General features: G+C 65.6%; 14 protein-coding genes. 5 read left to right on the forward strand and 9 right to left on the reverse strand.

Annotated elements, in window-relative coordinates:
- Window positions 1–2 precede the first annotated feature (2 nt).
- Together AC3WJD_RS02050 and AC3WJD_RS02055 are read right to left on the reverse strand one after the other, a co-directional pair.
- A complete protein-coding gene (locus AC3WJD_RS02050) occupies window positions 3–194 on the reverse strand; it encodes a hypothetical protein (protein ID WP_492744037.1) in 192 nt (63 codons plus the stop codon).
- Window positions 194–1171, reverse strand: coding sequence for a threonine ammonia-lyase (locus AC3WJD_RS02055; protein WP_492744039.1), 978 nt, complete (start codon window positions 1169–1171; stop codon window positions 194–196). Before AC3WJD_RS02055 ends, AC3WJD_RS02050 begins: the two co-directional genes overlap by 1 nt.
- A gap of 48 nt (window positions 1172–1219) precedes the next feature.
- On the opposite strand from AC3WJD_RS02055, the gene AC3WJD_RS02060 reads away from it, so the two are divergent.
- From AC3WJD_RS02060 to AC3WJD_RS02080, 5 genes are all read left to right on the forward strand, one after another.
- Window positions 1220–2425, forward strand: coding sequence for a saccharopine dehydrogenase family protein (locus AC3WJD_RS02060; protein WP_492744041.1), 1206 nt, complete (start codon window positions 1220–1222; stop codon window positions 2423–2425).
- Window positions 2426–2540: 115 nt separating this feature from the next.
- On the forward strand, window positions 2541–3713 hold the full coding sequence (locus tag AC3WJD_RS02065) for a carboxynorspermidine decarboxylase (RefSeq protein ID WP_492744043.1): 1173 nt from the start codon (window positions 2541–2543) through the stop codon (window positions 3711–3713).
- Between the two features lie 172 nt (window positions 3714–3885).
- The gene (locus AC3WJD_RS02070; RefSeq protein WP_492744045.1) at window positions 3886–5091 is read left to right on the forward strand and encodes a type III PLP-dependent enzyme; all 1206 of its coding nucleotides are present in this window, start codon (window positions 3886–3888) and stop codon (window positions 5089–5091) included.
- Between the two features lie 167 nt (window positions 5092–5258).
- Window positions 5259–5684 carry an MAPEG family protein gene (locus AC3WJD_RS02075; RefSeq protein ID WP_492744047.1) on the forward strand — a complete coding sequence of 142 codons (426 nt, stop codon included), beginning with the start codon at window positions 5259–5261 and terminating at the stop codon, window positions 5682–5684.
- A 157-nt stretch (window positions 5685–5841) separates the two neighbouring features.
- On the forward strand, window positions 5842–6864 hold the full coding sequence (locus AC3WJD_RS02080; RefSeq protein ID WP_492744049.1) for a bestrophin family protein: 1023 nt from the start codon (window positions 5842–5844) through the stop codon (window positions 6862–6864).
- A gap of 27 nt (window positions 6865–6891) precedes the next feature.
- On the opposite strand, the gene AC3WJD_RS02085 is transcribed toward AC3WJD_RS02080, so the two are convergent.
- From AC3WJD_RS02085 to AC3WJD_RS02115, 7 genes are all read right to left on the reverse strand, one after another.
- A complete protein-coding gene (locus tag AC3WJD_RS02085; RefSeq protein WP_492744051.1) occupies window positions 6892–8094 on the reverse strand; it encodes a class I SAM-dependent RNA methyltransferase in 1203 nt (400 codons plus the stop codon).
- Window positions 8095–8187: 93 nt separating this feature from the next.
- A complete protein-coding gene (locus AC3WJD_RS02090) occupies window positions 8188–9564 on the reverse strand; it encodes an NAD(P)H-hydrate dehydratase (protein WP_492744052.1) in 1377 nt (458 codons plus the stop codon).
- Window positions 9565–9572: 8 nt separating this feature from the next.
- Window positions 9573–9938, reverse strand: a complete 366-nt coding sequence (locus tag AC3WJD_RS02095; protein WP_492744097.1) for a hypothetical protein — start codon at window positions 9936–9938, stop codon at window positions 9573–9575.
- Window positions 9925–11646: a dihydroxy-acid dehydratase gene (gene ilvD / locus AC3WJD_RS02100; protein ID WP_492744054.1), complete on the reverse strand. Its 1722-nt coding sequence runs from the start codon at window positions 11644–11646 to the stop codon at window positions 9925–9927. The genes AC3WJD_RS02095 and ilvD overlap by 14 nt, the downstream gene beginning before the upstream one ends.
- A 22-nt stretch (window positions 11647–11668) precedes the next feature.
- On the reverse strand, window positions 11669–12412 hold the full coding sequence (locus AC3WJD_RS02105; protein WP_492744056.1) for an N-formylglutamate amidohydrolase: 744 nt from the start codon (window positions 12410–12412) through the stop codon (window positions 11669–11671).
- Window positions 12409–13167: an enoyl-CoA hydratase/isomerase family protein gene (locus AC3WJD_RS02110; RefSeq protein WP_492744058.1), complete on the reverse strand. Its 759-nt coding sequence runs from the start codon at window positions 13165–13167 to the stop codon at window positions 12409–12411. Before AC3WJD_RS02110 ends, AC3WJD_RS02105 begins: the two co-directional genes overlap by 4 nt.
- 243 nt (window positions 13168–13410) lie before the next feature.
- The coding region (locus AC3WJD_RS02115) for a GHMP family kinase ATP-binding protein (RefSeq protein WP_492744060.1) at window positions 13411–13955 on the reverse strand (545 nt) is incomplete at its 5' end.

Raw genomic sequence — 13955 nt, forward strand, 5'->3', positions numbered from 1 at the left:
GCTCAGAGCGTCCAGATCATGACATTGGCGACGAACACGGCTGCGCAGACGATCATCAATATGCCCTTTTTCCTGTCCCCACCCGTCCGGATCATCCGCAGACCGCCCAATGCCAGCACAAATGCGGCGAGCATGAGCAGCGCCGGGCCCACCGAAATCGAGAAATGCGCGATTGCCACGAACAGCGCGTCCATCAGCGCGTGCCCTCAAGCACGCGCGCGAACACCGACGGATCGACATTGCCGCCCGACAGCACCACGGCGGTGCGCTCGGCGATCGGGACCTTGCCGGCGAGCACCGCGGCGAGCGCCACCGCCCCACCGGGTTCGACGACAAGCCGAAGCTGGCCGAACGCCACGCGCATCGCCTCGGCGATCTCCGCCTCGGTGACTGCGACGCCCTTCGCGCCTGAGGCCGCGAGCGGTTCGAAGGTGAGCGGCGAAACGCGCAGCGTCTGGAGCGCATCGCATGAGGTAAAGGGCGGATTGGGCTCCACGGGGACGATCTCGCCAGCCACGAGCGAGCGCGCCATATCGTCCCAGCCCTCGGGCTCGGCGATACGGATATCGGCATCGGGACACGCAAGCGCGATCCCCGCCGAAAGCCCGCCGCCACCGCAAGGAATCACGATCCGTTCGGGCACCTCGCCCACGAGCCGCTGCATTTGCGCGGCGATCTCGATGCCGACGCTGCCCTGCCCTTCGATCACCCAAGGATCGTCGAAGCTTGGCACAAGCACCGCGCCGCGTTCGGCCGCGAGCGCGCCCGCAATTTCCTCGCGGCTCTCGGTCATCCGGTCATAGAGCACCACGGCCGCGCCAAGCGCCCTGGTGGCCTCGAGCTTCCTGGCGGGCGCGTCGGAGGGCATCACGATCACCGCCTCCATCCCCAGCCGGCGCGCGGCCCAGGCGACGCCCTGCGCATGGTTGCCCGACGAAAAGGCGACGACGCCCGCGCCCCAGTCGGATGCATCGATGTCGGTGAGCCTGTGCCACGCGCCGCGCAGCTTGAACGCGCCCATCGGTTGCAAGCATTCGGCCTTGCACCACACTGTCTTTCCCCCGATTTCGAGCGGCAGCAGCGGGGTTTCGGGAACGATCTCCGCAACCTTTGCGGCTGCGCTGAGCACGCCCTGGCGCGACGGTTTTCTGTGTGGACTTTGCCCTGTCATGGTACGTCCCTATATAGCCCCCAAATTTTCCGGCAAATGGAGACAGAATTGAGCAAGGTCCTTGTCATTGGCGCGGGCGGCGTCGGGTCGGTCGCAGTCCACAAGATGGCGATGAATACCGACATTTTCTGGAGCATTACGCTCGCGAGCCGCCGCAAGTTCAAATGCGACGCGGTCGCCGAATCGGTCAAGGAACGCACAGGCGTCACCATCGACACCGCCGAGATCGACGCCGACGACGTCGCGGCCACCACCGCGCTGCTCAAACAGATCAAGCCCGATCTCGTCGTCAACCTCGCGCTACCCTATCAGGACCTCGCGATCATGGATGCGTGCCTCAACGCGGGCGTGAACTATCTCGACACCGCGAATTACGAGCCGCGCGACGAGGCCAAGTTCGAATATTCGTGGCAATGGGCGTATCAGGACCGCTTCAAGCAGGCCGGTCTGATGGCGCTGCTCGGCTCGGGCTTCGATCCCGGTGTGACCTCGGTTTTCACGAGCCACACGAAGAAGCACCTGCTCGACCGCATCGACACGCTCGACATTCTCGACTGCAACGGCGGCGACCACGGCCAGCATTTCGCGACCAACTTCAACCCCGAGATCAACATCCGCGAAGTGACCGCGCCCTCGCGGCACTGGGCGAATGGCGAGTGGGTCGAGGGCCCCGCGCTCAGCCACAAGCAGAGCTTCGATTTCGAGCAGGTCGGCCCGAAGAACATGTACCTCATGTACCATGAGGAGCTCGAATCGCTCGCGAAGCACTATCCCGAGATCAAGCGCATCCGCTTCTGGATGACCTTCGGCGACGCCTATCTCAAGCATCTCGAGGTGCTGCAGAATGTCGGCATGACGCGGATCGACCCCGTGATCTACGAGGGCAAGGAGATCATCCCGCTCCAGTTCCTGAAGGCAGTGCTGCCCGAGCCCGCCTCGCTCGGGCCGACGACGCATGGCAAGACCAATATCGGCACGATCGCGACGGGTGCTGCCAACGGATCGCAGAAGACCTTCTACGTCTACAATATCTGCGACCATGAGGACGCCTATGCCGAAACGGGCAACCAGGCGGTCAGCTACACCACGGGCGTTCCCGCGATGATCGGCGCCGCGCTGATGCTTCAGGGCAAGTGGAAGGGCGAAGGCGTGTTCAACATGGAACAGTTCGATCCCGATCCCTTCATGGACATGCTCAACAAGCATGGCCTGCCGTGGCAGGTGAAGGAACTTCCCGCGCCGCTGGCGTTCTGATCCAACGACAAACATTGTGTCATTCCCGCGAAAGCGGGAATCCAGACGATGCTGAAGAAGAGCTGGATCCCCGCTTTCGCGGGGATGACACGGCTATGTGGTGAAAGGCAGCCTGATGGAAACCAGAGCCGGCGATCCGGGCGCTTTCGCGCATTTCGACCTTGGGCGCGTGCCGAGCCCCTGCTTCGTCGTCGACGAGGCGGCGATCCGTCGCAACCTTGCGGTGCTCACGGACGTCCGCGATCGCGCGGGCGTAAAGGTCCTGCTCGCGCTCAAGGCCTTTTCGATGTGGTCGCTGGGCGACGTCGTCGCGGAATATCTCGACGGCGTCTGCGCCTCGGGGCTCTGGGAGGCCAAACTCGGCCGCGATCACTATCACGGCATCGTCGAGACCTATTCGGCCGCATACAAGGCCAAGGACCTGCCCGAAATTTTCCGGCTTTCGGACACCGTCGTCTTCAACACCCCTGCGCAGCATGCGCGCTTCGTCCACGAGATCGCGGCTGCGCGCGCGGCGGGCGAGACGTTCGATCTCGGCTTGCGGCTCAACCCCGAGCACAGCGAGGGCGAGGTGCCCAAATATGATCCCGCGCAACCCGGATCGCGGCTCGGCTTCCCGGTATCGCAACTGCGCCCCGAGCATATGGAGGGGATAGACGGGCTGCACTTCCACACGCTGTGCGAGCAGGACTTCGAGCCGCTCCGCCGCACCTGGGAATCGCTCGAACCGAAGATAGCGCCCTATTTCAAGCAGCTGAAATGGCTCAATTTCGGCGGCGGGCACCATATCACGCGCGCCGATTACCAGCGCGAGGACCTGATCGCGTTCCTCAAGGACATTCGCGAGCGCACGGGGCTCACCATCTATCTCGAACCCGGCGAAGCAGTGGCGCTCGACGCGGGCATCCTCGTGGGCGAGATACTCGACACCTTCGAGAACGCCGTGCCCATCGGCATCACCGACATTTCGGCGACCTGCCACATGCCCGACGTGATCGAGGCCCCCTATCGCCCGGCGATGCTCGATGAGGCTGCCGAGGGCGTCACGATGCGGCTGGGGGGGCCCTCCTGCCTCGCAGGCGACGTGATCGGCGACTACACCTTCGCCGAATCGCCCTCACCAGGTACGCGCATCGCGTTCCTCGATCAGGGTCATTATTCGATGGTAAAGACCAACACCTTCAACGGCGTACCGCTTCCTGCGATCGCGCTGTGGAACAGCGAAAACGACTCGCTGAGGGTGGTGCGGCGGTTCGATTACACGGATTTCCGGGACCGCCTGTCCTGACAAGGGGCCGGCCTGCCGCGCGATTTGTCATCTAATTGCAACATTCCGCACAAATCGTTCAAAACGCACTTTACACCCCGCCCCCCCGATCATATATCGCGCCTCCGCTGCCCCATGGGACTTCCACCGCAAGGCAGCTTTGTTGGAAACTACCCACTGGAGGTCCCTTGAGTTGCACAAGCATCATAGCGCGCTGGGGCTAGCTACCGCCCTTCGTCCGGTTCAGCCGGTCACGCTCCTTCGTCCGCACGCCGCACAGCGTGCCGCCCGTTTCTTCGTCGAGAAGTTTCCGGGACGGTCGCTCTATGCCGTGAAGGCGAACCCGTCGCCCGACCTGCTCCAGATCCTCTGGGACAACGGCATCACGCATTATGACGTGGCGTCGATCGCCGAGGTACGTCTGGTCGCGCGGACGCTGCCCGAGGCCGAGCTGTGCTTCATGCACCCGGTCAAGGCCGAGGAGGCGATCGCGGAGGCCTATTTCACGCACGGCGTGAAGACCTTCTCGCTCGACACCACGGAAGAGCTGGAGAAGATCCAGCGCGCGACGCGGCACGCGAGCGATCTCACGCTCGCGGTACGGCTGCGCGTGTCCTCGGATCATTCCAAGCTCAGCCTCGCCGCCAAGTTCGGAGCTGATCCCGCTGAGGTCTCGCAGCTGCTGTTCGCCGCGCGCCAGGCCGCAGACACGCTCGGCATCTGCTTCCATGTGGGTTCGCAGGCGATGACGCCCCAGGCCTATGTCGAGGCGATGGAGCGCGTGCGCCAGGCGATCGTCCAGGCGGCGGTCACCGTCGACCTCGTCGATGTCGGCGGCGGTTTCCCCTCGATCTATCCGGGGATGGAACCGCCCGCGCTCGAGGCCTATTTCAGCGCGATCCACGACGCGTTCGAGAGCCTGCCGATCAGCTATTCGGCCGAGCTCTGGTGCGAGCCGGGCCGCGCGCTGTGCGCCGAATATGCGAGCCTGCTGGTCCGCGTCGAGCGGCGCCGCGGCGACGAGCTCTACATCAACGACGGCGCCTATGGCGCGCTGTTCGATGCGGCGCATGTCGGCTGGCGCTTCCCGGTCGATCTTATCCGCGAGGAAGCCAGCGAGACGCGTGACATGGCGTTCAGCTTCTACGGCCCCACCTGTGACGATCTCGATCACATGGCGGGCCCGTTCATGCTGCCCGCCGACACGCAGGCCGGCGACTATATCGAGATCGGCATGCTCGGCGCCTATGGCTGCGCGATGCGCACCGGCTTCAACGGCTTCGGCGAGACCGAAGTCTCGGTCGTCGACGACGAGCCGATGGCGAGCCTCTATCTCGAGGACGAGAACGAAGCCCCCGTGCGCAAGCCAGGCACAGTGGTGTCGATCAAGCGGCTTTGATCTTCAGGCCCGCGTCATTCGAGCGGAGCGAAGCAATCCAGCACAGCACCTCTGGATTGCTTCGCCGCTTCGCGCCTCGCAATGACGACTGCCATATAAGTTTCATTTGACTACCAAAACGGCGTGAACCACCCTCTCCTTCGAAAACGAAGGAGGGGTGTTTCTTCATGCACAGTCAGATCCTCGCGCCCGTGGTGGTGCTCGTCGCCTGGTCGCTCGTCATGTGGGTGTGGATGTACGCCACACGGATTCCCGCGATGCAGAAGGCGAAGGTCGTCCTTGATCGCACGCTCCCCCCCAGGGCGCTGACCGAGGGCCTGCCCGCCAATGTCCGCTGGAAGGCCGATAACTACAACCACCTGATGGAACAGCCGACGATCTTCTATGCGATCGCGCTGACGCTTGCGATGGTCGGCCAGGGCGATGGCATCAACGCGCAGATCGCCTGGGGCTATATTGTCCTCAGGATTATCCACAGCCTTGTGCAAGCACTTGTGAACAACATCATGGTACGCTTCTCGATCTTCGCACTGTCAACGCTGTGCCTGATCGCGCTGACGCTGCACGCGGCGATGACGGTGTTCGGGCACTGAGGCCGACGCAGCGACACGTGAACCGTTCGGTCCGGGAGCTTCGGAAGGCCTTGCCTCCTGACCCCGGGCCGATCCCGTCTTCTGCAGGGCCAAAGCCAGGCATTGCTTTGCGTCGCGGTTCACGGCCTATTTGGTCTTTGGTCGAGGAACTTGAGTCATGCACATAGGCCGACGCTACAAGTTCACGGAATTTCTCGTCTGGACGCGATGGGAATTCGGCTACCTCATCCTATGGTCGCTGCTCGTCACCTTGTTCCTCCAATTGTCGCAGTGGACCTTTCTGACGATACCCGCGCCGATATTGACGATCGTGGGATCCGCGCTGGCGATCATCCTCGGATTCAAGAACCAGCAATGCTACGCGCGCTCCAGCGAAGCGCTTTCGCTCGCCGGCCAGCTCATTTCGAACAGCTTCATCCTAGCCAACAAGCTGACTTCTGCGGTCGGAAAGATGGAGTCCGCGGAGGCCACGGCGCTTCTGAGGGAGCTGTTCTATCGCCACTTTGCCTGGCTCACCGCGCTGCGCTTCTTCCTGCGCCAGACGAAGGTCTGGGAAAACACTTTTGAAGCCGGGAATGCGCGGTTCCTTGCCCGATTGCCGAGCCCCGAAAGCCAATCCAGCCTCAAGGACGAGCTGGCGCAATATTTGTCGGATGCCGAATTGCAGAAGGTGATGTCACATCGGAGCGACAAGGAAGCGCTTATTCTTCACTGGCAGTATGAGGCGATACGCGATCTGCATCGCAAGGATCTCATCAGCGAATATATCATGATCGTGCTGACGGACGCGCTCGATGACCTTTCTCGTGTGCAGGGTGCACTCAAGCGTGTGAAAAGTTATCCCTACGCGCGCAATTTCTATTCCATCGCGGTTCTGCTGGTCGCGATCTTCGCAGCAATCGTCCCCTTTGGCCTCTTTCCCTATGCTCAGGATCTGGGGAAACCTGCTGGCATCGAGCATTGGACGGCATGGCTCAACGTACCATTTAGCGCGGTTGTTGGCTGGATTTTCGTTTCGCTCGAAAAGGTTGGAGAAAACTCCTCGAACCCCTTTGAAGGAGGGACCAACGATGTCCCCATTTCGTCCATTGCCCGCAGGATCGAGGTCGAGATGCGGTTCATGCTGTGCGAGGAGAGCGACCTCCCGCACCTCGAAGCGAAGCACGACATCTTGCTATAGGTTTCCCGGGGAGCTGGGTGTTGAGCATCAGCGCTCCCGGACGAACGCCGCCGCGAGTTCGACATGCGTCGACCAGCGGAACTGGCCGACGGGGGTCACGCGCTCGAGACTATAGCCCCCTTCGACCAGCATCTTCGCGTCGCGTGCGAAGGTGGCGGGGTTGCACGACACATAGGCGATACGCGGCGCCTTTGACGCGGCAAGCGCCCTGACCTGTTCCTCGGCGCCCGCGCGCGGCGGGTCGAGGATGATCGCGCCGAAGCGATCGAGCTCGGTGGTGGTGAGGGGGCGGCGGTAGAGGTCACGATGCTCGACGAAGACCGGCGCCTGTACGCGCCCGGCCGCGGCCTTCAGTGCAAAGGCCGCATCGCGTGCCGCCTCGGCTGCATAGAGTTTGCGCCCCTCGGCCACCGACAGCGCGAAAGTGCCGAGCCCGGAAAAGAGATCGGCGGCGGTGGGCGCATCGCCGATCGCATCGCGGACCGCGGCGATGAGCGCGGCCTCGCCATCCTGCGTCGCCTGAAGGAAGGCGTCATGCGGCACGCCCACCGTAACGCCGCCGAGGGTCACCGTTACCGGCTCGGGCTCCCAGCGCGTCTGGGGCCCGAAACCATCATCGAGTGAAAGCCGCGCAAGAGCGTGATCCTCGGCAAAGCGCGACAGCCCTTCCGCCGCGGCGAGCCCTTCCGCCTCGATCCCCTCGAGCAACAGATCCACGCCCTGATCGGTCAGCGCCATCTTCACGCCGGCGGCGCGCATCTCGCGCAGCATCGGGCCGAGCAGCGCGCGCAGCGGCGCGATCAGCGCGAACAGCGCGGGGTGCAGGATCGCGCATGCGGCCATGTCGACGATGCGATGGCTCTTGGCCGCATTGAACCCGATCAGCACCTTTCGGCCGCGGCGTTCGGCGCGCAGGCTGGCGCGCCGCCGGCTATTGGGCGGCGAGATATGCGCGGGCATGACCTTCGGCAGAGCGAGTTGCTGCCCCAAAAGCGCATTGGTGACGCGCTCGGTGACGAACTGTGCGAAGCTCTCCTCGTCGAGATGCTGGAGCTGGCAGCCCCCGCATTCGGGGTAATGCGGACATGCGGGCGGCGCATGATGCGGGCCGGGGATGATCGCGCCATCGGCGACGCGGTCCCCCGGCGCCGTCAGCGCGAAATATCGACCATCGGCGGTCACACCATCGCCGCGCGCAGCGATGCGGAGGATTTCGGAGGTGTCGGTCATATTGGCTGCCAGGGGAATCATCCGTTCGTGTCGAGCGAAGTCGAGACACGTCCCTCGACTTCGCTCGGGACAAACGGCTCGTGCCAACGACTGCTACAGGCAGGCTGCAATAGCGCCCGGCAGATACGTTGCAAGCTCATCGGCAATAAATGCGGGACCGGCACGCCGCGCCGCCTCGGCATGGAGCCACACGCCGGCCTCTGCCGCGCGCGCCGCATTCATGCCGCGGGCACGCATCGCAGCGATCACGCCCGCCAGCACGTCGCCCGTTCCTGCGGTCGAAAGCCAGGTCGAGGCGGGCGGCGCGACGGCGGCCGAGCCATCGGGCGCTGCGATCACCGTATCTGCGCCCTTGTGGACCACCACCGCCCCTGCCGTGCGCGCCGCCTCTACGGTGCGGTCGATCTTGCTGCCCTGTCCCTTGCCGAACAGCGCCGCGAACTCGCCGCCATGCGGCGTCAGGATCGCGGGCGTTTCCAGGCGCGCCAGCCGCTTCAATCCGACCTTGCCGAGCAGGTGGAGCGCATCGGCGTCGAGCAACAGCGATCGTCCCGACGCGAGCGCCGCGTCGAGCCGCCGCTTCGCAGCGGCATCGCGCCCGAGCCCCGGCCCGATCAGCACCGCGCCGATGCGATCGTCGTCGAGCGCCGCATCGAGATTGTCGACGGGCAGGTGGACGAGCGCATCGGGCCCGCCCGAGCCGCCATGGAGGCGCACATAGCCCGCGCCCGCGCGCATCGCCGCGATGGCCGACAGGCGTGCCGCCCCCGGCATCGCTCCCGCGATCACCGCGACCAATCCCCGGCTGTATTTGTGATCCTCCACGCCGGGAGCACGCAGCACGGGTTGCGCCAGTTCGTGGCCGCAGCTCTCGATCGCGATGCCGATATCGCCGACGATCACCGCACCGCAATGGCTGGCGGCGGGCTGGAGGCGGTGCGCGGGCTTCAATGAACCCAGCGCCACCGTCAGTCCGAAATGCGGGACGGGCGCGAGCAAGGTGCCGTCGTCAGTGGCAAGGCCGCTCGGCACATCGACCGCGATCGAAAAATGTGCGGCCCCGACCAGGCGCGCGAGCGGTATCGCGATCGCATCGTCGAGCGGGCGGGTGAGGCCCGTGCCGAACAGCGCATCGACCAGCACGGGTGCGGGCTCAGCCTCGGCCAGCGCCTCGACGGGGCCTTCCCAGCCCTGGCGCGCGTTGATTGCCGCTACGCTCCTGGGCTCACCCGTCGCCGCCACGCGCACCTTGGCGCCGCGCGCCTTGAGGTAGCGCGCGGCGACATAGCCATCGCCGCCATTGTTGCCGGGGCCGCAAAGCACAAGCACCGGTCGTGTTCCGCCGAAGCGCCATGCGGCTTCGGCGACCGCGCGGCCCGCACGATCCATCAGCTCGTCGACTCCGGTGCCCGCGGCGATCGCGCGCTCTTCGGCGGCGCGCATCTCGGCGGCAGTCAGAATGGGGCGCAAGATCGGCCTCATTGTCCCTTGATCGTCGCGGGTAGTCGGTAGCGCTCGCCCGCCAGGGTCACCTCGATACCGCCCTCACCGCGCACCGCTACCTGCGCCTCCTCCGCGCCGTCGGCAGCGATCACGCCGCGCCCGTCATCGACGACGCGCAACCGCCGGAAATGGCCGTCGGAGTGGCTGACGGTCAGGATCAGCGCCCCGTCCCCGTCCGTGCTGCGCGCGACTGTGCAGTCGCGGCGGAACGCCTTTTCGCCGGCCGCCGCGCATTCGATCCGGTTCGCATCGGCGGCGGATGCGCGCGCATCCTCGTCGCCGCCCTGCCCGCCGCACGCGGCGAGCAGCGATATCGGCAGGAGTGCGCTAGATATCCGCATAGATGTGCGTTTCGGCCTTTGCCCCGGGATGCGTCACCGCCCCCTTATAGGCAGGACCGACATTCTGCGCATAGCGCCACAATGCGCCCGACTGATAATCGTTGGTGCGTGGCGTCCATGCCTCGCGACGCTCGGCGAGCACCGCCTCGTCGACCTTGAGGTCGATGGTGCCCGCCTCGGCGTCGATCGCGATGATGTCGCCATTCTCGACGAGCGCGATCGGGCCGCCCTCGGCGGCTTCGGGACCGACATGGCCGATGCAGAATCCGCGCGTCGCGCCCGAAAAGCGGCCGTCGGTGATGAGCGCGACCTTTTCGCCCATGCCAAGACCGTAGAGCGCCGCGGTGGTCGAGAGCATCTCGCGCATGCCGGGACCGCCCTTGGGCCCTTCATTACGGATGACGACGACCTCGCCTTCCTGGATCTTGCGGTGCTCGACCGCCTCGAAGGCTTCCTCCTCGCATTCGAAGACGCGCGCGGGACCTTCGAACTGGAGACGGTGCATGCCCGCGACCTTGACGATCGCGCCATTGGGGGCGAGCGTGCCCTTGAGCCCGACAACGCCGCCCGTGGGCGTGATCGGCGCCTTCACGTCATAGATCACCTTCTGGTCGGGGTTCCACGTCACCTCTTCGATATTCTCGGCGATCGTCTTGCCCGTCACTGTCATCGGGCTGCCATGGAGCAGGCCGTTGTCGAACAGCGTCTTCATCAGCATGTAAACGCCGCCCGCGTCATACATGTCCTTGGCGACATATTTCCCGCCGGGCTTGAGGTCGGCGATATAGGGCGTGGTCCTGAAGATCTCGGCGACGTCGAACAGGTCGAAATCGATCCCGCACTCGCTCGCCATCGCGGGCAAATGGAGCGCGCCATTGGTCGATCCGCCCGTCGCCGCCACGATCCGCGCCGCATTCTCGAAAGCCTCGCGCGTACAGATGTCGCGAGGACGGATATTCTTCGCGAGCAGGTCCATCACCTGGCGACCCGCGGAGACCGCGATCTCCTCGCGGCTCTTGTACGGTGCCGGCGCCATGTTGCTGTTGGGCAGGGACAATCCGATCGCCTCGCCGACGCAGGCCATTGTGTTGGCGGTGTACTGGCCACCACACGCGCCGTGGCCCGGGCACGCCACCTTTTCGAGCGCATGAACGTCTTTCAGCGGGCACGCGCCCGCGGCGAACTTGCCGACGATCTCGAACACGTCGACAACGGTGACGTCGCGATCCTGGTAGCGGCCGGGCAGGATCGAACCGCCATAGACGAAGATCGAGGGGACGTTGAGCCGCAGCATCGCCATCATCATCCCCGGCAGCGACTTGTCGCAGCCCGCAAAGGTGACGAGCGCATCATAGCAATGCCCACGTACCGACAGTTCGACCGAGTCCGCGATCACCTCGCGGCTGACCAGCGAGCTCTTCATGCCCTGATGGCCCATCGCTATGCCGTCGGTGACGGTGATGGTGTTGAAGCGGCGCGGCATGCCGCCCGCCTCGTTCACGCCCTGTCGGCAGAAATCCGCCTGCATGTCGAGCGTGGTGTTGCACGGCGCGCTGTCATTGCCCGCCGACGCGATCCCCACGAAAGGCCGCGCGATCTCTTCCTCGGTCAGCCCCATGGCATAGTAATAACTGCGGTGCGGGGCGCGCTCGGGGCCGACCGAAACATGGCGGCTGGGAAGGCGGGACTTGTCGAAACTATGGGTCATGGGGGCTCCTTTGAGCGCACGCCTATGTCCCGAAAGCGCGCTCCGACGCAACCCCGTTGCGCGTTCGGGCGATAATTGGCGCGATTATGTCGGCCCAGCGCGCAATACCCGCCGGATCGGAGATCAGGTCCTGCCGCACTTCGATCCCCAGATAGGGAATGCCGTTCGCCTCGGCATGGCGATTCATCGTCGCGTTGAGCACCTTCCCCGAATAGGGAAGATTGTCCCCCGTCACGACGCCCGCCGCCTCGAAGGCGGGGACGGCGATGCGGGCGGCGCGGTCGTCATTGTTGTAGAGAATGCCGATCTGCCAGGGGCGCTGCTGGTCGGGGTCGCTCCTGAGCATCGGGGTGAAGCTGTGCAGCGACACGAGCATCGTCGGCGCATAGTCGGCGATGTGGCGCGCGATGTCGTCGTGATAGGGATGCCAGAAACGCCCGATCCGCGCATGGCGCTCGGCATCTCTCAGCCCGATATTGCCCGGAATCTCGTGTCCGTCGCTGCGCAACGGAATGATCGTGTTGTGATCGGCCTCGCGGTTGAGGTCGACGACAAGCCGAGAGACCGTCGCGAGCAGCGCAGGCGCGAACAGGCGCTCGGCGAGATGGTGGCACAGATCCCAGGTGCCGATGTCGATCGCCATATGCTCGCCGAGCAGTGCCTCGGGAATGCCGAGCGCGATGTCGTCGGGCACATGGTTCGATGCATGATCGACGATGATCAGCAGCCCCGAATCGGGGCTTCCCGCGACATGATGCGGCGTCACCGGCCGTTCCCCGGCTTTCGCTGCGCCTGCATGGCCGCCATCCTTTCCGCGAACTCCGCGCTGGCGAAGCTCTCCTCGAATGCCGCGTCCGTCGCGTCGCTCCGCGGCGATCCCTCCGCCGCCAGCGCGATCGAGCGCTTGAGCAGCGCAAGGCTGCCGGGTGCATTGCGCGCGATCTCGTTGGCCAGCATGTTCGCGTCGCTCCACGCGGTGCCGCCGGCGATCTCGACCAGCCCCATCGCGTGCGCCTCGCCCGCGTCGAAGGGGCGCGCGGTGAACACCATGCGCGATGCCTGTCCCCATCCAATCAGCCCCACCAGCCGCGCGATGTCTTCATGCGGATAGCCGATACCCAGCCGCGCAGGCGGAATCGAAAAGCGCGCGCCATGCCCCGCCACGCGGATGTCGCAGGCGAGCGCAAGTGCAACACCCGCGCCGAAACAGGCACCGTCGATCGCCGCGATCACCGGGAATGGCAAGGTCGCCAGCCGCTCGAGCGCCGTCCGCATGTCGGTACGCATGGCGCGTCGCGCGGCGGGATCACTGACGAGCTGGCCCAGATCGCCTAGATCGGCGCCCGCGCAGAACTGCCCCGGATCGTGCGAATGCAGGATCAGCACGCGCGGCGGCGCATCGGCGAGCTCGTCGAGCACCGCCTTCAATTCGGCCCATCCGGCCTGCGGTATCGCGTTGTGCGCCTCTGGGCGGTTGAGGCTGAGCCGGGCGATCGGCCCGTCGCGGGTGAGATCGAACATGGCGCCCTTACTGCCCGTCCGGCCCGCATTTGTCACCTGCCCGAACGGCATCGGGGCGGCCAACCCCGCGGTTCGCCGCCCCGACCATGATGCACGCCACGCGAGCGTGGATCACCGGCGGACGGGGCGCAGCGCGCCCGATCCGCTCGAATCGTCTGATCGCAAGCCCCGTGCCACCCGCGCCGAACCGCGAATCCCTGCGCTTCACCCGATATCCGGCTGTCCCGCCACGGGACTCGCGGGTCACCTCAGTGCGGTTTCGAGACACCAGTAATGCGGCCAGCGCGCACGCAGCGCCGCGGCAGCGGAGCCCCGCGCGGCTTCACTCCCGAACAATGCGAAGCAGCTCGCGCCCGATCCCGACATGCGCGCCAGCGCGACGCCCTGCTGTGCGCCGAGCAGTTCCAGCAGCGCACCGATCTCGGGGACCAGCGCCACCGCCGGCGGCTCAAGGTCGTTACGCCCCGCGCGCGCCGCGGCGAGCGGATCGCCCGCGGCGAGCGCGCCGCGATCGATTCCGTCCCACCCCTTGAATACCGGGCCGGTCGCGAGCGGGATACGTGGATTAGCAAGCAGCAGCGGCATGCCCGCAAGCGCCGTGCCGTCGACGGGCAGCAGTTCATCCCCGCGCGCCTCTCCGCGCAGCGTCCGGCTCGCCAGGCAAGCGGGCACGTCTGCGCCCAGAATCGCCGCGATCTGGCCGATGCCTGGATCACGCGCATCGATACCCCAGAGCCTGGCGAGCAACCGCAGCGCCGCCGCTGCGTCGGCCGAGCCCCCCCCCAGCC

The organism is Sphingobium sp. FW306-1B-F04DB, from assembly GCF_058781925.1.

Coding starts and splice junctions, on each gene's coding strand:
- AC3WJD_RS02050 (WP_492744037.1), bottom strand. CDS start 194: ATGGACGCGCTGTTCGTGGCAATCGCGCATTTCTCGATTTCGGTGGGC.
- AC3WJD_RS02055 (WP_492744039.1), bottom strand. CDS start 1,171: ATGACAGGGCAAAGTCCACACAGAAAACCGTCGCGCCAGGGCGTGCTC.
- AC3WJD_RS02065 (WP_492744043.1), top strand. CDS start 2,541: ATGGAAACCAGAGCCGGCGATCCGGGCGCTTTCGCGCATTTCGACCTT.
- AC3WJD_RS02075 (WP_492744047.1), top strand. CDS start 5,259: ATGCACAGTCAGATCCTCGCGCCCGTGGTGGTGCTCGTCGCCTGGTCG.
- AC3WJD_RS02080 (WP_492744049.1), top strand. CDS start 5,842: ATGCACATAGGCCGACGCTACAAGTTCACGGAATTTCTCGTCTGGACG.
- AC3WJD_RS02085 (WP_492744051.1), bottom strand. CDS start 8,094: ATGACCGACACCTCCGAAATCCTCCGCATCGCTGCGCGCGGCGATGGT.
- AC3WJD_RS02095 (WP_492744097.1), bottom strand. CDS start 9,938: ATGCGGATATCTAGCGCACTCCTGCCGATATCGCTGCTCGCCGCGTGC.
- ilvD (WP_492744054.1), bottom strand. CDS start 11,646: ATGACCCATAGTTTCGACAAGTCCCGCCTTCCCAGCCGCCATGTTTCG.
- AC3WJD_RS02110 (WP_492744058.1), bottom strand. CDS start 13,167: ATGTTCGATCTCACCCGCGACGGGCCGATCGCCCGGCTCAGCCTCAAC.